General features: G+C 71.4%; 15 protein-coding genes. 10 read left to right on the top strand and 5 right to left on the bottom strand.

Annotation, left to right across the window (positions count from 1 at the left end):
- The first annotated feature begins 3 nt into the window (after positions 1-3).
- The 3 genes from FHS29_RS19400 (at position 4) to FHS29_RS19390 (ending at position 3256) form a co-directional block, all read left to right on the top strand.
- Complete coding sequence (locus tag FHS29_RS19400) at positions 4-1233, top strand: MFS transporter (protein WP_184692255.1); 1230 nt, start codon at positions 4-6, stop codon at positions 1231-1233.
- Between the two features lie 149 nt (positions 1234-1382).
- Entirely contained in the window at positions 1383-2081 is a 699-nt protein-coding gene (locus FHS29_RS19395) for a hypothetical protein (RefSeq protein WP_221456231.1), read from the top strand.
- 269 nt (positions 2082-2350) lie between these two features.
- Positions 2351-3256, top strand: a complete 906-nt coding sequence (locus tag FHS29_RS19390) for a (2Fe-2S)-binding protein (RefSeq protein WP_184692253.1) — start codon at positions 2351-2353, stop codon at positions 3254-3256.
- A 116-nt stretch (positions 3257-3372) separates the two neighbouring features.
- Here the strand turns inward: FHS29_RS19390 and FHS29_RS19385 are convergent, their stop codons facing one another.
- Positions 3373-4584 (bottom strand): cytochrome P450, encoded by a 1212-nt coding sequence (locus FHS29_RS19385; RefSeq protein WP_184692252.1) that lies wholly within the window; start codon positions 4582-4584, stop codon positions 3373-3375.
- Between the two features lie 174 nt (positions 4585-4758).
- On the opposite strand from FHS29_RS19385, the gene FHS29_RS19380 reads away from it, so the two are divergent.
- Positions 4759-5496: a class I SAM-dependent methyltransferase gene (locus tag FHS29_RS19380; protein WP_184692251.1), complete on the top strand. Its 738-nt coding sequence runs from the start codon at positions 4759-4761 to the stop codon at positions 5494-5496.
- 28 nt (positions 5497-5524) lie between these two features.
- On the opposite strand, the gene FHS29_RS19375 is transcribed toward FHS29_RS19380, so the two are convergent.
- From FHS29_RS19375 to FHS29_RS19365, 3 genes are read right to left on the bottom strand one after another with little or no spacing between them, the layout of a single operon-like run.
- Positions 5525-6742, bottom strand: coding sequence for an ABC transporter substrate-binding protein (locus FHS29_RS19375; protein WP_184692250.1), 1218 nt, complete (start codon positions 6740-6742; stop codon positions 5525-5527).
- A gap of 56 nt (positions 6743-6798) precedes the next feature.
- The gene (locus FHS29_RS19370) at positions 6799-7851 is read right to left on the bottom strand and encodes an ABC transporter ATP-binding protein (RefSeq protein WP_184692249.1); all 1053 of its coding nucleotides are present in this window, start codon (positions 7849-7851) and stop codon (positions 6799-6801) included.
- A complete protein-coding gene (locus tag FHS29_RS19365; RefSeq protein WP_184692248.1) occupies positions 7848-8963 on the bottom strand; it encodes a FecCD family ABC transporter permease in 1116 nt (371 codons plus the stop codon). The genes FHS29_RS19370 and FHS29_RS19365 overlap by 4 nt, the downstream gene beginning before the upstream one ends.
- Positions 8964-9181: 218 nt before the next feature.
- Here FHS29_RS19365 and FHS29_RS19360 point away from each other — a divergent pair, with 218 nt between their 5' ends.
- Positions 9182-9940 carry a class I SAM-dependent DNA methyltransferase gene (locus FHS29_RS19360; protein ID WP_184692247.1) on the top strand — a complete coding sequence of 253 codons (759 nt, stop codon included), beginning with the start codon at positions 9182-9184 and terminating at the stop codon, positions 9938-9940.
- A 63-nt stretch (positions 9941-10003) separates the two neighbouring features.
- Here the strand turns inward: FHS29_RS19360 and FHS29_RS19355 are convergent, their stop codons facing one another.
- Entirely contained in the window at positions 10004-11209 is a 1206-nt protein-coding gene (locus FHS29_RS19355; protein WP_184692246.1) for an MFS transporter, read from the bottom strand.
- A 395-nt stretch (positions 11210-11604) separates the two neighbouring features.
- Here FHS29_RS19355 and FHS29_RS19350 point away from each other — a divergent pair, with 395 nt between their 5' ends.
- The 5 genes from FHS29_RS19350 to FHS29_RS19330 all read left to right on the top strand — a co-directional run bounded on the left by FHS29_RS19350 (position 11605) and on the right by FHS29_RS19330 (position 17341).
- On the top strand, positions 11605-12684 hold the full coding sequence (locus FHS29_RS19350) for a pyridoxal-phosphate dependent enzyme (protein WP_312864990.1): 1080 nt from the start codon (positions 11605-11607) through the stop codon (positions 12682-12684).
- Entirely contained in the window at positions 12681-13886 is a 1206-nt protein-coding gene (locus FHS29_RS19345; RefSeq protein WP_184692244.1) for an ATP-grasp domain-containing protein, read from the top strand. The genes FHS29_RS19350 and FHS29_RS19345 overlap by 4 nt, the downstream gene beginning before the upstream one ends.
- Positions 13887-14252: 366 nt before the next feature.
- Positions 14253-14825, top strand: a complete 573-nt coding sequence (locus FHS29_RS19340) for a GNAT family N-acetyltransferase (RefSeq protein ID WP_184692242.1) — start codon at positions 14253-14255, stop codon at positions 14823-14825.
- Positions 14826-15058: 233 nt separating this feature from the next.
- Positions 15059-15613 carry an RNA polymerase sigma factor SigC gene (sigC, locus tag FHS29_RS19335; RefSeq protein WP_312864989.1) on the top strand — a complete coding sequence of 185 codons (555 nt, stop codon included), beginning with the start codon at positions 15059-15061 and terminating at the stop codon, positions 15611-15613.
- A gap of 276 nt (positions 15614-15889) precedes the next feature.
- Positions 15890-17341, top strand: a complete 1452-nt coding sequence (locus FHS29_RS19330) for a PepSY-associated TM helix domain-containing protein (RefSeq protein ID WP_312864988.1) — start codon at positions 15890-15892, stop codon at positions 17339-17341.
- Positions 17342-17406 lie beyond the last annotated feature (65 nt).

The raw sequence follows: 17406 nt of genomic DNA, 5'->3' as shown, positions 1-17406 counted from the left end.
GCCATGTCGACCATTGGACCACTTCGAGGACGTGACCGTGACCTGACCGGCGCGAGCGGGCAGAACACCCTGGTCACGATCATGTTCTTCGCCGCCGGGATCGTGTTCCTGGACCGCTTCGGCATCACCTTCCTCTTCCCGCAGATCGGCGCGGAACTCCACCTGACCAACAGCCAACTCGGTTCGCTGGTCTCCGTCACCGCCGTCACGTGGGCCGTCTCGAGCCTGATCTTCTCGGTCCTGTCGGACCGCTTCGGCGGCCGGGTCAAGTGGTTGATCGTGGCGAGCCTGGTGCTGTTCTCCAGCGCCGTCGCCTTGATCGGCCTGGCCGAGGACTACCGGACGATGCTGTTGTTCCGCGCGATCATCGGCTTCTGCGAGGGTCCTGCGCTACCGCTGATCCAGGGGGCGGTCGCGCGCGCTTCGTCACCGGAACGGCGCGGGCGCAACCTCGGCATCGTCATCGCCGGGACGCTGGTCATCGGCAGCGCCTTGGCACCGGGCATCATGGTCGGGCTCGCCACTGCGGTGGGCTGGCGACCGGCGTTCGCCCTCGTCGCCGTTCCGGGTATCGTCGTGGCGCTCCTCGTGGCAGTGTTCATGCGCGACGAGCGGTCCGCCGCGGGAACCCACCGGGTCCGGGCACGCGACTTCCGCCTGGTCCTGGCCAACCGCAACGTCCTGCTGGCGCTCGTGGGCACGACGGTCTGCATCGGTTCCAGCATCGGCTTCGGTACCTTCGCGCCCGTGTTCCTCGCCGCCCGTGGGCACTCCCCCGCCACTTCCACCCTGGTGCTCACCGTGTACGGCCTCGTCATCGCACTGGGCAACATCGTCGCGCCCGCGGTATCGGACAGGTTCGGGCGCAGACCCGCGCTGTGCGCCGCTGCGGTGTGCGGCGGACTATTGCCGGTGTTCTTCGTGCTGTTCGCGGATTCGGTGCCTTTGCTCCTGGTGTCGTTGGTGGTCGGTTTGATGGCGGGAGGGGGGCTCACGCTGATCACCTACGTGGTGCCCGGCGAATCGGTCCCGCCTGAGTTGATGGCCACCGCGTTCGCCCTCCAGATCGCGGTCGGCGAGACCGTGGGCGGAACCCTGGGCCCACAGATCGGCGGCGCGGTCGCCGACGCCACGCACGACCTCGCGAACGCGCTGCTGCTGTACGGCGCGACACCGATCGTGCTGGTCCTGGTGTCCTTGCTGATCCGTGAGACCGCTCCACGCCGGCGGTAGTCCCGGACGTGCCACTGGAAGTCCCTCATGACGGCTACCAGTCCCACTCGACCGAGCGGAGGTCGTGGTGGCGGGTGCGCGGGTGGCCATCGAGGTCGCACAACGCGAACAGCGACAACCGGAGCACCCAGGTGAATGACTGACTACGAGTGCGTTGTGATCGACCACGGGCGTACCGTCATCAGCCTTCCAAACACGACGAAGCCGGGCACTCAGGCGAGAATGTGCCGCGTGATCGTGGTGATCGAGGGGCCCAGTGCGGCGGGCAGACGACATGGTGCCGTCGGCACGCGGGCACCGGCCTCGTCCCGGAGTACACGCCCACCGGAACCGAGCCGGACGAGGCGGACCTTCGGTCCCAAGCCGACTACTGGGTCGCCGTCAACAGCCGGCGATGGGCGCGGGCACTCGCGGTCGAGGCCGCGACCGGACGCGCGATCTGCGACAGCGATCCGCTGAAACTGCACTACAGCTGGTGCCTGAGCATGATCGGCGCCGCCCCCCGAGCGCGATGGGAACACGACTACGCCGCAACCCGCACCGCATTCGCGGCCGGCCTTCTGGGCCTGGCCGACGCCGTCTTCGTGAGCATCCCGCCCCTCGAAGTGCTCAGACAGCACAAGGACGCCGACCCCACGCGCCGCCGCCGGCACTTCGACCTGCACGCCCGGCTCGGCGACTCCCTGCGCCAGTGGTACACAACCGTCGACCGACTCGATCCAGGCCGGGGCATCTGGAACCTGCCACCCGACGGCATCCCGCGCCGACTTCCACCGGCCAGGAAGAACCGGACCCAGGTCGACCTGCTCGACGCCCTCGTCACATCCCTGCCCCGGCTCCCAACATGAGCCGCCTCGGTACGGGAACCGATCCCGGGCTTTGAACGACCACCTCTACACGGGCCTTCCACGGCGAGCCCGATCGCAGGACGGCAGCGGACATCAGGGCGAGGAAACCCGGTCTCCGCTGCACGGCACGACACGCCGCCGGTTCACGCCACCACCTACTTCCGGAGGCGCTTGTGAGGTCAGTGGTGCCGGTCTTCGCGACATCGGACACCGACGAGCGGGCTGCCGCCAGGACCGCAGGCACCGTCGCGCCGCGACCACCCGACACCATGACCTGTCGGATCCCAGGCTCCGACTCCGCGGTGCTCGAACCGGCCCTGACCCGTGCCGGTATCAGCATCGCCGGCGCGGGACCGGCCGACGTCGAGATCCGGTCTGCCGCCGGCGGCTACGTCGGGTTCGCCGATGGCCGGCGAACCGACCTGCCCGACCTCGCGGCCGTATCCCGGTGGGCGTGGATGTTGCCCACCGGGCCGCGCGTGATCCGACGAGCCGATCCCGCCGATGTCGCCGCCGCGGTGGCCTCGGTGTCCAGCATCGGTCCGTACGTCACGGTCGATGACGACCGCGACGGCGAGCTGCTGCGCTTGTTCTACGACGACCCTGGAGCCATGGCCGAAGCCGTGCGACGGGTCGGTGCGCGGTTCGCGATGACGGAGGCGCGAGTGGCCGCCTCGACCCTGCAATTCGTCGTGGCGGCCGGGCTCTGGTCGGTAGCCCTCGGCGCGCTGGCCGCCAGTGGAGTCGTACCGGACCTGGACCGGCTGCGCTACCGCATCGGCGAGGACTTCTCTGTACGGCTGTCCCTGCCCGAGCCCGGCGGCTGGATCACCACCGGCGATCCAGCGCCGCTGCTGCTGCGGGCGGTGGTCGAAGGGCACCTGAAGCCGTTCCACACCGGGTTGCGCGCCGTCACCAAGGTCGCTGCGGGATTGCTGTGGGGCAACGCCGCCGCGGCCCTGCGCAGCGCCCTGCGACCGTTGCCCGCCGACCTCGGCGACCTCGGCGACCTCGGCGACCGCCTGCTGACCGCCCCGTCGTTGCGCGGCGCGCTGTCACCCGACGGCACCCGCCGCAGCTGCTGCCTGTTCTACCGCACACCCACAGGCCACACGTGCCGCGCCTGCCCGCTCGTCGGTGCGATCGTCACACAACGGGGAGAAGACCACGCCTGACGAACACGCAACCGTCGAGAACAAGGCGCTGCGGCTGTTCACGACCCACCCGACGCCGACTGGGGGTGGCACGGCGGGTCCTGCTTCGACGAGGAGCGTGTCGTTCTTCCTCGCCGTCAGGATGTGGACGACCAGGTGACGGGGAGTCGGTCCAGGCCGCGCGCCATCCGGCCGTGCCGCCAGGACAGCTCCTCCACCCCGACCGCGAGGCGCAGGTCCGGGAAGCGGCGCAGCAAGGACCCGACGGCCACCCGCAGTTCGGCCTTGGCCAGCTGCGCGGCGACGCAGTAGTGCGGGCCGAACCCGAACGCCAGGTGCGGGTTCGGCCTGCGGGTGACGTCGAGTTCGTCGGGGCGGTCGAAGACCCGCTCGTCGCGGTCGGCGGCGTCGGGGTGCACCATCACCGCGTCACCGGCGCGGACGAGCACGCCGCCCAGTTCGACGTCCTCCAGCGCGATGCGGGTGAAGCCCGCCGAGGTCACCAGGGGGTTGAAGCGCAGCAGTTCGTCCACGGCCCGGTCGACCAGCGCCGGGTCGGCGCGCAGTGCGGCGAGCTGGTCGGGGTGGGTGAGCAGGGTGTGGATGCCGTTGCCGAGTTCGCTGGTCGTGGTCTCCAGGCCCGCGTAGAGCAGGGTCACGCCCAGCACGACCAACTCGTCCTCGCTGAGCCGGTCACCGGTGTCGCGCGCTTCGACCAGGGCGCCGAGCAGGTCGTCGCTCGGTTCGCGACGGCGGGCGGCGACGAGCCCGGCCACGTAGTCCTTCAACTTCGCGAACGCGTCGTGGATCTCCTCGCTGGAGAACGCGGTGGTGGCCAGGGCGACGTCGATCCAACCGGCGAACCGGTCCCGGTCGGCGACCGGCACACCCAACATCTGGCAGATCACCGCCACCGGCACCGGCACCGCGAACCCGGCGATCAGGTCCGCGGGCGGTCCCTGCTGCTCGATCCGGTCGAGCAGCTCGTCCGCGGTGCGCTGGGCGTGCTCGGCCAGGCGTGCGATCCGCCGGGGGCTGAACGCGGCGGCGACCAGGCGGCGCAACCGGGTGTGTTCGGGCGGGTCGACCGTGTGCAGCGTGGCGTCGGTGTGCCTGCGGGGTGAGGCGCGGGGCACGTCGCGGTCCAGCAGCGCGGCCCGGCTGAACCGGGGGTCGCCGAGGACCGTCCGGACGTCGGCGTGCCGCACGGCCAGCCAGGCGTCGCCGCCGTAGGGCAGGGAGATGCGGCTGAGCGGCTCGTGCTCTCGGAGGTGTGCGTACTCCGGCTCCAGCGCCAGCGCGGTCGGCTCGCGGAACGGGTAGGAGCGGGCTGCCTGCGTGGGTCGCATCGGTGTCCCCAATCCCGACGGCCGGCTTGTCATCCCAGTGGTCGTCGCAGCACACAAGGAAGTTCCCGCGAGGTCGACAGCGGATCACAGGTGGCGGGAACCCACGGGCATCCGCCGCCGACCATAGAACCGGAGCGGTGCGATTCCGCACGAGCACGACGCGGTTGGAGCGGCATGGACTGGTACGAGGACGACGACCTCTGGACGGGATTCGCCGAGGTGATGTTCCCGCCGCGCCGCGCGGCGGAGGCGGAACGGGTGGTGGCCACCTCGCCGTTGTTGAAGGTCGCCCCCGGTGATCGGGTGCTGGACCTGGCGTGTGGTCCGGCGACGCACCTGGTGCCGCTGGCCCGACGGGGAGCGGTGGTCACCGGGGTGGACCTGAGCGAGGCGATGCTCGCGCGGGCACGCGAGGCGTGCGAGCGCGCGGAAGTCCAGGCGCGGTTGGTGCGGGCGGACATGCGCGAACACGTGGAGCCGGACACCTACGACCTGGTGATCAACATGTACACGTCGTTCGGCTACTTCACCGACCCCGGCGAGAACCTGGCCGTGCTCCGCAACGCTTGTATCAGCCTCGCCCCCGGCGGGCGGCTGCTGGTCGACGTGATGGGCAAGGAGGTCTTCGCCGGCTGGGTGGGCCGCCCGCAGGCGGTGGACGTCGACGGCGGCACGGTGTTCATGCGGGATACCGTCCTGGACGACTGGACGCGGGTGCGCAGCGACTGGACATGGGTGCGCGGGAACGAGGTGAGGCGCACGTCGCTGCACTCCACCCTCTACAGCGCCGCCGAACTGCAGGCGCTGTTCGAGGAGGCGGGGTTCACCGGGGTGGAGTGCTTCGGCGACTTCGACCTCTCCCCCTATGACAACCACGCCCGGCGGCTGATCGTGCGGGGCACCCGCGCCTGAGGCACCGCGTCGGGTCCGGACGAGACGGTCAGGAGGCGCGGGCGAAGCAGGTGCCCTTGGCGCCGGGGAACAACTCGGGTGCGAGGCCGAGGGCGAAGTCGCGGACGAGCACGTCGACGTCGAGGTAGGACTTGGCGCGGCACTCCTCGAAGTTCTCGTCGACGCCGGCGATGAAGTTGTTCTCCCGGAACGGCCGGAACTGGCTCGTGCGCGGGTCGCCGGCGAGGGTTGCCCGGGTCGTCTTCATGGGGTCGTAGACGATGAAGAAGTCGGCGTCGGCCGCGGTGCCGACCGCCTTCTCGAAGTCGTAGGGCCGACCGTTGGGGGCGGGGTTGTCGGGTGCGAAGACGTTGTCCACCCGAAGCCGGCTGAGCAGGCGGCCGACGAGGGTTTCGGAGCCGTGGCCGTGGAGGAACTCGCAGCCGCGCTCGGGCGCGATGCACAGGTAGCCGGCCCTGCGGTTGTCGATCTTGTCGGAGACGGTGGAGACGACCTCGTCGTACTTGCCCTTGATCTTGTCGAACTCGGTGTTGGCGGTGGCTTCGGCGTTGTAGAACGCCGCGACCATCTTGATCCACTCCGCGGACGCCGGTGCGTGGCGCTCCAGCCGGTTGGACACGCTCACGCCGGGCATCCCGGCGGCGCGGGCGTTGCTGATGTCGTCGAAGCCCTTGCCGAACCCGGACATCAGGATGACCTGGTTCCCCAGGCCCAGGACCGCTTCCTTGTCCAGGTCGGTGTACTCGCCGATCGACATCGGCTTCCCGGCGGCCTCGGCCACCCCGGCGTACCACTCGTCCTTCCCGGCGTTGCCCAGCAGCTGGCCGCTCAAGCCGGTGATGGTCTTGTTCTTGCCGAGCCGGTCGACCATGGCGAGTGCGTTGAACGAGGTGACCGACACGTTGGTGACCGGTACTTGGACGACCAGCGCGCCCTCCAGATCGCCGGTGGCCTCGGGTCGGGGTGTGCCGCACTGGTAGAGCACGTACTTGAGCTCGGGGCCGTCGGTGTTCTCGGTGTCGGTGAGCGTGATGGTCTTGTAGGAGTTGTGATAGGTGATCTTCCACAGCTCGGACTCGGTGACGGTGCTCTTGTCGGGGAAGTAGTCCCGGCCTTCGGCGTAGTCGGTGACGCAACCGTCGGCACCCGCCTGGCCGCCCGACGCGTCGGGGCTCGATCCGCCGCATCCGGCCAGGACGAGAGGCAGCGCGAGCAGCGCGACGGTCGAACGGATGAGTGTGTTCACGGTGGTGCTCTCCTGCGTGTCCGTGGTGGATCCGGTGGAGGAAGGGAGTCGGGCGGTCACCCGGTCCGCGCGTCTTCGGGCAGCGGCACGGTGCGGGCACGCAAGTGGGTCACCAGGGAGTCGAAGCCGACGCCTTGCGCGCTGTGTGCACCGTCGACGTGCCAATGACACGGTGTGCCGTGCTCGATGCTCAGGACGTGGTCCGCGTCGTCCGCGGCGGGTTCCCACCCGGCACGGCGCACGGCGTGTTCGGCCCACTGCCGCAGCCGTCCGTCGGCGATCACCCGCACGGTGGCGCCGGGTTCGGAGTCGTCGGCCACGACGATGGTGGCCGCGGCGTCGTCGAAGGACATGTTCTCGCCGGTGAAGGTGCGGGTGACGGCGTCGCCGTAGGCGAGGTCCTCGGGCGCGCCGGCGGTGACCGTTCCGTCGCCGCCGACCAGCCACACCTGGTCGGCGCGGCGCAGCGCGAACCCCAAATCGTGCGTGGACAGCACGATCGCGGCACCGGTGGTCGCGGCGAGCCGGGTCAGCATCGCCGCGAACTCGATGCGGCGGGCCACGTCCAGGAACGCGGTGGGCTCGTCCAGCACCAGCACCGCCGGTTCCTGCGCCAAGGCGCGGGCCACCATCACCCGCTGCCGCTCGCCGTCGGACAGGTCGGTCAACGGGCGGTCGCGCAACTCCGCCACCCCGGCGTCGACCAGTGCCCCGTCCACCGCCGTGCGGTCCCGGGCCGTCTCCCGGCCGATCCAGGACCGGTAGGGCATCCGTCCCAGTGCCACCACCGCCTCGACACTCATCTGCCCCACGTCGACCGGTTCGGTCAACGTGACCGCGAGTCGCCGCGCCCGCTGCCGCGGCGACAGCGTCGCGAGGTCGCGGCCGTCGAGCAGGACATGGCCGGACAGAGGGGGCTGCGCCCCGACCAGGGTGCGCAACAGAGTCGACTTGCCCGCGCCGTTGGGACCGATCAACGCGATCAGCTCACCGGGCCGGGCGGCGAGGTGCACGTCGCGCAGCACGGTGACCGCCGGGTGCCGGCGACGCCGCCGGTAGCCGGCGGCGAGCGCGACCGCCTGCAGGGCCGGCCGGAGGTCCTCGGTCATCCCGCCTGCCTCCTCGCCCGGCCGGACAGCAGCACCCACAGGATCACCGGCGCACCGACGAACGCGGTCACCGAGTTCAGCGGCAGCGAGGTCTTGGTCAGCCCGTTGCCGCCGGCGACGTACTCGGCCACCAGCACGATCACCGCCCCGATCAACGCGCTCGCGGGCAGCACCACCCGGTGGTCGGCGGTGCGCAGCAGGCCGCGGGCCAGGTGCGGCGCCGCGAGACCGACGAACGCGATCGCCCCGCAGTAGGCGGTGGTGATGCCCGACAGCACCGCGACGCTCGCCAGCGACAGGAAGTGCACCCGCCGGACGTTGACGCCCAGGCTGCCCGCGTACCGGTCGCCCAGCAGCAGCGCGTTGAGCGGCTGGGCCAGGAACACCGACAGCACCAGCACCACCGCGCACGACACCGCGATGACCTGCAACTCGTTCCACGTCACGTTGCGCACCGAACCGCGGGTGAACGTGGCCAGCGCCTGCAACCGGTCCGGATCGGTGTAGTAGACCAGCATGTCCACCACTGCCCCGGCCAGGTAGCCCAGCATCACGCCCACGACCAGCACCACCACCGGGTCGCCCACCCGGCGGGCGATGCCCAGGGCGATCAGCAGCACCCCGGCGGCCCCCGCGACCGCCGCGCCGGTGACGCCGAGCTGGCTGACCAGCCCCAGCCCCGACAGCCAGCCCACGCCGCTGGTCCCCAGGATGACGATCGAGGCACCGAGGATCGCGCCGGAGCTGACGCCGAGCACGAACGGGTCCGCCAGCGGGTTGCGGAACAGCGTCTGCATCTGCGCCCCGCCCACCGCCAGCGCCGCCCCGGCCAGCAGCCCGGCCACCACCTTGGGCAGCCGCGCGTCCAGCACGATCGTGCGACTGAGCTGCGACTGCGCGTCCTGACCGGTCAGGACGCGCAGCACCTCGCCGATCGGGATGGCGATCGATCCCTGCGCGACGAGGACCACCACCGCGCCCAGCAGCAGGAGGAGCAGCAGCCCGAACAACCCCGCCACGTACCCGACGCGCCGGCGCGTCCCGGTCCCGCGTGCCGGTGCGGCGACCTCGCTGTCGACCGCGTCCTCGACATCTGTGCCCCTACTCGACACCGCGCACCCTGTTCCTTCCTGTCCGACCGCTGCCGAACCGGCCACCACCACACAAGTCGTGTCGCACCGCCGTCCGGTTCCCGGGATCGCGGAAAAGCTCCTGCGGCGGCGATTCGGCAGGAGCCGGGAACTCCACCGATCGGCCGGCCGACCTGTTGGACGTGTCGTGGCCGCGTGATGCGCCCGGCCGCTGGAACCGGCCCTCGGGAGGGGATCTCGTGCAGAACGTGGGACCGGAGACCTACGGCGAGTTCAACGCCGACGTCTACGACGAGTGGCACGCCGCGCACGATCCCGCCGACGCGGTGCGGGGCTTGGCCGAACTCATCGGGGAAGGACCGGCCGGGCCGGTGTTCGAACTCGCGACGGGCACCGGACGGGTGACGATCCCCTTGGCCGCGCTGGGTGTCGACCTGAGAGGTGTGGACGCCTCGGAGGCGATGGTGGCCCGCATGCGCGCCAAGCCCGGCGGCGACCGGATCCCCGTCGTCATCGGTGACATGGCCGACGTCGACGACGGCACCGACGACCTGTTCGCCATGGTCTTCGTCGTGTTCTCCACCTTCTTCTTCCTCCAGGACCAGGAGCAACAGGTGCGCTGCTTCGCCAACGCCGCACGGCGCCTGCTGCCCGGAGGCCGGTTCGTCCTGGAGTGCCCGATGCCCGACGTCGCCCGCTACGAGCGCAACCAGGCCCTGGAAACCCATCAGGTCGGGCTTGACCGGGTGCGGCTGGCCGCCGTCCGCCACGACCCGGTCGAACAGCGTCTGGACGGGCACCACGTGCTGATCACCGAGCACGGGATCAAGCTGGCGCCGGCGTTCATGCGCTACGCCTGGCCGACCGAACTCGACCTGATGGCCCGCCTGGCGGGGATGCGGCGCGTGCACCGGTGGGGCGGCTGGCGTCGTGAGCCGTTCCGCGCCGAGGGCGACTACATCACCGTGTACGAGAAGCCCACGACGTCGACTTCGTGATCCCGCACGAGCCGCCGCGCGCGGTCGAGGACATCGCAAGCAGGATGCCTCCCCGACCGCACGTCACTCCACTTTGGACACCTTGCGGGCCACCATCAGCACCAGCGGCGGCAGCAGGAGGCACTGCGCGGCCACCGTCAACCAGAACCCCGACAACAACTCCGCCCGCTCGAACAGCCCGTACACCGCGCCGCCGACCACGCCGCTGAGCAGCGAACCCACTCCGACCGCCAACCGCTGCTGCCCGAAGGTCACCGTGGCCGACCGCGTCGACCCCGCCAACGCCTCCAGGTCGTTCTTGAGGAACAACACCGCGGTGCCCACGCTCATCACCACGACGCCCGCCACCAGACCACTCGCCCGGCCGCCGGCGAAGGACACCATGCCCAACGCCATGCAGCAGAAACCGACCGCCATCGCCGCCGGGTAGCCGACACGGCCGACCCGCCGCGCCACCAACGGCTGCACCGCGACCAGGCCGATCGAGTACCCCATCATGACCACCCCGTAGACGGTCGTGGGCACACGGCCTTCGGTGAACGTCGACAGGTATTGGTAGAACTGCATGTACAGGTAGTGGGTCAGCACGGTGACCGCGAACGGCAACGCGGCCAAGCCCCGCAACACCCGCCGGAACGGCTCGACCTCGGCGTCGGTCGCCCCCGTTCCCTCCGGGCGCAGGAAGAAGTGGCCTACCGCCAGCAGGGCGTAGAGCGCCGTGGTCATCGCGAACAACCGCCCCGGTTCGTGCAGGAACAGCGCCCCGACCACCGGTCCCAGCGCGATGCCGAGGTTGCCGGCGGCGTTGCCCGCCGACAGCAGCTTCGGGCGCTGCCCGGCCGTCGCCGAGTGCACCAGGTAGCCGCGGTAGGCCGGCGAGTACAGCGCCCCCGCGCCACAGCTCAAGAACAGCGCGAGCACCGTCAACACCGGGTCGTCGGCCCCCACCAGGTAGGTAACCGCAGCCAGGCCGTACACGAACGTCGCCGACAGCAGGCACCGCTTCAACCCGATCCGCTCCGCGAACGCCGCGGTGAACGGCGCGCTCGCGAACTGCACCAAGGTGGCCACGCCGAGCACCACACCGACCTGCGCCATCCCGACACCCAGTCGGTCGCGCAGCAGGACGGCCAGGTACGGGTAGACCGCGAACGTGCCGATGTTGACCAGGCATCCGCCCACCAACAGCGCGGACTGGGCGCCGGTGAGACCCCGCCCCGCCCTGGAACCCCTTCGGTCGCCCGCACGACGCGATGTCCCGATTCCCATCGACCACCCCTGACTCCCCGCTCCGGCCGCGTTCCACACCGACCGGTCCGCAGGGCTCGGCACAGAACTGGTCGTCGCACCGCCCGAGGAAGTTCCCGGGCGCCCGCAACCGATTCCACCGTCGCGGGAACCGACGACACCTCGCCGACGACCAGTAGGACGGGAGCGGTGCGACGCCGAACGGCGGGCCGACCGCGTGGAGGGGACATGCGCCGGCACGAAGACCCTCAAGCCCATCCCCGGTTCGCGGGCGCCGGGACGCACACCTGCTGTTGTCCCGAGCGTCTCCGACCCGTACTCGGCCACATCCGGAAGGGCTCGACCATGATCTTGACACGCACGACGGCGACACCGGGCACGACCCGCTGCCCGCGCGAGATCGGGAGGTGAGGACCGTGCTCGACCACCACGCCGTGGCGCCGCCGATCCACGAGCACGTCACCGACGCCATCAAGACGCCGGCGCTCATCCGGCTCACACCCAACACCGTGCTGATCCGCTTCGAGACGCTCAAGGTCTACGCCGCGCTCGGCGCGGTGCGCCACCTGCTCGACACCGGGGTGATCCGCCCCGGGCAGACCGTGGTGGACAGCTCCAGCGGCATCTACGCCCTCGCACTGGCGATGGCCTGCCACCGCTACGGGTTGCACTGCCACATCGTCGCCTCCACCACCGTCAACGACACCATGCGCGCCCAGCTGGAGATCCTCGGCGTCACCGTGGACCAGATGCCGCCATCGGACGATCTGGGACTCGACCAGAACCTCCGCGTGGCACGGGTCCGCGAGCTGTTGACGCAGCGCACCGACATGCACTGGATGCGGCAGTACCACGATCCCGTCCACCACCTCGGCTACGCCGAACTGGCCCAGCTGCTGCTGCGCGCGCTACCCGACGAACCGCTGACCGTGGTGGGCAGCGTCGGCACCGGTGCCTCCACCGGCGGCCTGACCCGGTCGCTGCGCGAGCACGACCCGCGCGTGCGGCTGGTGGGCGTGCAACCCTTCGGCAGCGTCACCTTCGGCAGCGAGCGCTTCACCGATCCCGACGCCATCATCGCCGGCATCGGCAGCGCCATCCACTTCGACAACGTCCACCACGACCTCTACGACCGCATCCACTGGCTGGACTTCCAACACGCCATGGCCGCCACCGTCGGCCTCATGCGCGACCACGCCGTCTTCGCCGGGCTGTCCACCGGCGCCGCGCACCTGGCCGCCACCTGGGAAGCCGGACGCGACCCGCTGCGCACGCACGTGGTCATCGGCGCCGACACCGGCCACCGCTACACCGAGCGCGTGTTCAACCGCCACCGCGAAGCCCTGGACCCCGCGCTGCTCGAGCCCGTCGAGATCACCTCGCCGGTCGAGCCGGCCCCGCCGTGGGCCGCGATCGACTGGGCGCGCCGCCCGTACTGGCCGGTCGTCCCCGCCCGGCAACGCCCTCGCGAACTCAGGAAGGACGTCGTGCCGTGACCATCGTGCTGCTGGAAGCCCTCACCTTCGGCCTCGGCCGCCTCACCGACGCGGCCCGGGCCGCCGGCCACGACCTGGTCCTGCTCACCGGCGACCGCTCCACCTACCGCCACGAGCTGTCCCGGTGCGGTGACCGGCTGCGCGTGGTCGACGTCGACACCACCGACGTCACCGCGTGCGAGCGCGTCCTGCGGGCGACGCCCGGCCTGGCCGGGCTCATCGGCTCCACCGACACCTGGGCGCTGCCCGGCGCGGAGCTGGCCGCCCGCCTGGGACTGCCCGGCCCCTCGCCCGCCGCGGTCGGCACCCTGCGCGACAAGGCCGCGGTCCGGGCCAGGCTGCACGAACGCGGCCTGAGCCGCAGCGGACCGCTCGACCCGACCACGACGGAGGTGCTCCCGCTGGTGCTCAAGGACTCCGCGGGCACCTCGTCCCGCGCGGTGTGGCTGGCACGCTCCCCCGCCGAACGCGACGCCGCCCTCCTGGAGGCCGCCGACACGCCGCTCAAGGGCCGCCTGATCGCCGAGCCGTACTTCGAGGGCCCCCTCTACAGCGTCGAGACCATCACCTGGCAGGGCGAGACCCGGCTGCTCGGCGTGCTCAGCCGGGTGATGTCGCCCGAGCCGCTGCGCCGGGAGGAGGCTTCCGGCTTCCCGGTCGCCTTCCCGCACGCCGACCACGCCGAACTGGCCGACTGGATCGGCCGGGTGCTGGCGGCGGCGGGGCACGAGCGCGGCTTCGCGCACACCGAGTTCGTGCTCACCGCCACCGGTCCCGAGGTCGTCGAGGTCAACGCCCGCATCGGCGGCGCCCTCGTCGGCGAGGCCCTGTGCCGGGCCCTGGGCGTCAACGTCTACGACGCGATGGTCCGGATCGCCCTCGACACGCGGCCCGACCTGCTCGACCACGCCGCCGATGGGGGCACCGCGACCGGGTTCGTGGTGGTCTACCCGCGCACGGCCGGCGTGCTGGAGGGCTGGACCGGCCTCGACCGGTTGCCCGACCTGCCCGGAAACCCCGAGTGGTACCCCACCGCGAGCCCCGGGGACGTGCTGGAGCACTTGGCCGACCAACGCTCCGGCACCGGCATCGTGCTCGCCGAAGGTCCCACCGCCGAACTCGCCCTGCACCGTGCCCAGGCCGCCGCGGGCGGCGTCATCCCGCTGGTGCGGGTCGTGGAGCGCATCGACGCGGCGGTGTGACGGCGACACCCACGGCCGCAGGAAGCCGCGCCGGACGGCACGTCTGGTCCCGTGGTGTGCATCGCCAGAGGAGCGCAGGACCGGTGCGGTCATCCGCGGGCGAGGCCATCCCGGCGAGCGGCGGGGTCCGAGGTGGCGTTCGCTCCTCAGTGGCACCGAAGGTCGTCTACCGCCTCCAGGTTGGGCGAGCACCCATGACACGGGACTCACGACGTCCCACCTTGCTGCAAGAGATTTGCAGTACGCTTCACCGGTATCAGTCATCGGCGATGGGGGACCACGCGTGGGGGCTCCGAACGCGGCAATGGACGCTCCGGAAAGCCTTCTCTGCCATAACCAGTGCCCCGGATCACTGATGGCCGTGCGATGACCGACGACGTCTCGCAGCACGGCCCGACCGGGGAGCACGTGCTCACCGAGGTCGACGCCCCGCGTCTGCTCGCGCTCGCGGAGCCGCTGGAACGCCTCTACCGCGCCTGCTTCGCCGCACCGCCGTGGAACGAGGACGAGACCCACTTCGCCGGGTTCGCCGACCGCCTCGCCCGACACGTGGCCGAGCCGGCGCTGCGCGGGTTCGTCGCCTGGTCCGACGACGAACCCGCCGCCGTCGTGTACGGCTGGCCGTCCGCGCCCGAGGTTCCGAGCACGCCCTTCTACACCGGCGCCTACACCGCGCTCGATCCCGGCGAGCGGTACCGGCTCCGCCCACCCGCGATCGAGGTCGTCGAACTGATGGTCGCCCCGCGACACCGGGGACACCGGCTGGGCGAACGACTGTTGGAGCACTTCGTCGAGGGATTCCCGCGCGCCTGGCTGTGCACTCACCCCGAAGCCCCGGCGCGGCGGTTCTACCGGGCGCGGGGGTGGGTGGAACGCGGAGCCTTCTCCGATGCCAACGGTGTACCTCTGGTCGTGTTCACCCTGGACCGTGCGACCTGACCGCTCCGGAGCGCCCTTCGCCGTGACGCGACACCAGGTACAGGGCCATGTCGATGCGGTGCGGTGGTGGCCGCGTCCGCCCGGAGCGGCGCCCTGCGTGTCCCCGATCGCGTCACGGCACCGGAGTGCCCCACCGGCGAAGGCTCGTGCCGGCGCTCCCGGCAGCCCACACACCGGTAGTCGCTCCATTCGGCTCATCGCTTCCCGTCATCGTGTGGCTACGATCCGGAATCGTGAAAGCTTCCGACGACGAGGTGACGCGCTGGGCGCTCGACGCGCGTGCCGGCGACCGCACCGCCCTGGAGCGGTTCGTCCGCGCCACCCAGCGTGACGTGTGGCGCTTCGTCGCCCACCTGGCCGATGTCGGGCTGGCAGACGACCTGGCCCAGGAGACCTACGCCCGCGCGCTGCCGAGCCTGCGCCGCTTCGCCGGCCGTTCCTCGGCCCGCACCTGGCTGTTGGTCATCGCCCGCCGCGTCGTGGTCGACCACATCCGCATGGCGCAGTCGCGCCCCCGGCTGTCCTCCGGCTCGGATTGGGCACGGGAAGCCGACCGCAAGGCGGCCGACACCGGCTTCGAGGACACCGTCGCGCTGAACCTGCTGCTCGACGCGCTGGACCCCGACCGCCGCGAGGCCCTGGTGCTCACCCAGGTGCTGGGCCTGCCCTACGCCGAAGCCGCGGAGATCGTCGGCTGCCCGGTCGGCACCATCCGCTCCCGGGTCGCACGGGCACGCGACGACTTGCTCAACGCCACGGGCGACAACGAATCGACCGAGGTCGGGTGAACGACCTCCGGCACACCGCTCGGCGGCCGACGTGGTGAACCACCGGAACCACGACCTCCACGCATCCGACCGACCAGGGCGCCCGCACCGCTCCTGAGGCCGGGCACGGAACGGAAGCCCGTCAAGGGCACGACCGGCACGCGCCGACACGACGGGATCATCGGACGACGAGTCGGTCCGATGGGGCGCCAGGTGTGTTTGAAATCGACGGGAACCCGATGGCGTCCGTGTCCGACTAGTGGGCAGGTGTTCCCTTCGTCCCACCAGAGGTGCTCCGTGTCCGCTCCCCCTGTCGACGACGTGCGGACCGAGGAGGCCCTGGGCCCGGCCTGGGTGTCCGTGGTGCCGTTGCTGCGTCGGCTGCACTTCTACGCCGGGGTGCTGGTCGCGCCGTTCCTCCTGGTCGCGGCATTCTCCGGGCTGCTGTATTCGCTCGCGCCGCAACTGGACGGCGTGCTCTACGACGACGTGCTGGAGGTGTCGTCGACCGCCGGTGCGCCGCGTCCACTGGCCGAGCAGGTCGCCGCCGCCCAGGCAGCCCTGCCCGACGGCGCGGTCACCGCCGTGCTCGCCGCCGACGACCCCGAGGCCACCACGCAGGTCGTGTTCACCCTCCCCGGACTGGCCGAGGACTACAACCAGACCGTCTACGTCGATCCGCGAACCGCGCAGGTGCAAGGCCAGTTGACCACCTGGTCCGGCTCCACCCCGGTCACAGCCTGGTTGGACAACCTCCACCGGCACCTGCACCTGGGCGAACCCGGCCGCCTGTACTCGGAGTTGGCGGCGAGCTGGCTGTGGGTGCTCGCCCTCGTGGGCGTGGCGCTGTGGCTGGTCCGGCAGCGCACCGCACGCCGCAAGGTCCGCGCGGTCATCGCACCCGAGCAGGGTGCGAAGGGCGTGCGCAGAAGCCGTTCCTGGCACGGCAGCATCGGGGTGTGGGTGCTGCTGGGCGCGCTGTTCCTGTCGGCCACCGGCCTGACCTGGTCCACCCACGCCGGGGAGAACTTCAGCGCCGCGCTGATCGCGCTCGACGCCAAGGCGCCCGCACTGGACACCAGCCTGGGCGGTGCCGCAGGCAGCACCGGCTCGGACGGGCACTCCGGCCACGGCGACGCGGCCCAGGACGCCGAGCCGGTGGATCCGACGACGTTCGACCGGGTCCTCGTCGCCGCGCGTGGCGCCGGGTTGGACGGACCGCTGCGACTCGGCGTGGCGGCCGAACCGGGTACCGCGTGGACGGCCGCGCAGACCGACAACACCTGGCCGGTCCGCCTGGACAAGGTCGCGGTCGACCCGGCGACCGCCACCGTGACCGCGCGGGCGGACTTCGCCGACCGGCCGCTGTTGGCCAAGCTGTCGACGCTGGGCATCCAGGCGCACATGGGCCGGCTGTTCGGGCCGGCCAACCAGGTCGCACTGTTCCTGCTCGCCGCCGGACTGCTGGCGCTGATCGCGCTCGGCTACCGGATGTGGTGGCAGCGCCGCCCCACCCGCGCCGACCGGCGTGCCCCCCTGGGCACCGCGCCCAAGAGGGGAACGTGGCGGCAGCTCCCCCTGTGGTTCGTCGTCCCCGCACCGCTCGTGCTCATCGCCGTCGGCTGGGCCATCCCGCTGCTCGGACTGAGCCTGCTGGCGTTCCTGGTCCTCGACGCACTGATCGGCCTGGCCCGCAAGCGCACCGGCGGGCGAAACGACGACCGGGCCACCGCTCGGACGACGGCCTGAGCGGAGTCCGGAGTGCCCCTGGCTCGAAGGCGACCCGATCGTGCGCTGAGCAAGCCGGCGGCCAG

Source organism: Saccharothrix tamanrassetensis (assembly GCF_014203665.1).
In the GTDB taxonomy this organism is placed as follows: domain Bacteria; phylum Actinomycetota; class Actinomycetes; order Mycobacteriales; family Pseudonocardiaceae; genus Actinosynnema; species Actinosynnema tamanrassetense.
This window is presented reverse-complemented; position numbering and strand designations above follow the sequence as displayed.

What these genes read in the sequence shown, in the direction of transcription:
- FHS29_RS19380 (WP_184692251.1), top strand. Translation starts at nt 4,759, where the DNA reads ATGGACTGGTACGAGGACGACGACCTCTGGACGGGATTCGCCGAGGTG.
- FHS29_RS19340 (WP_184692242.1), top strand. Translation starts at nt 14,253, where the DNA reads ATGACCGACGACGTCTCGCAGCACGGCCCGACCGGGGAGCACGTGCTC.
- FHS29_RS19370 (WP_184692249.1), bottom strand. Translation starts at nt 7,851, where the DNA reads ATGACCGAGGACCTCCGGCCGGCCCTGCAGGCGGTCGCGCTCGCCGCC.
- FHS29_RS19385 (WP_184692252.1), bottom strand. Translation starts at nt 4,584, where the DNA reads ATGCGACCCACGCAGGCAGCCCGCTCCTACCCGTTCCGCGAGCCGACC.
- FHS29_RS19355 (WP_184692246.1), bottom strand. Translation starts at nt 11,209, where the DNA reads ATGGGAATCGGGACATCGCGTCGTGCGGGCGACCGAAGGGGTTCCAGG.
- FHS29_RS19400 (WP_184692255.1), top strand. Translation starts at nt 4, where the DNA reads ATGTCGACCATTGGACCACTTCGAGGACGTGACCGTGACCTGACCGGC.
- FHS29_RS19390 (WP_184692253.1), top strand. Translation starts at nt 2,351, where the DNA reads ATGACCTGTCGGATCCCAGGCTCCGACTCCGCGGTGCTCGAACCGGCC.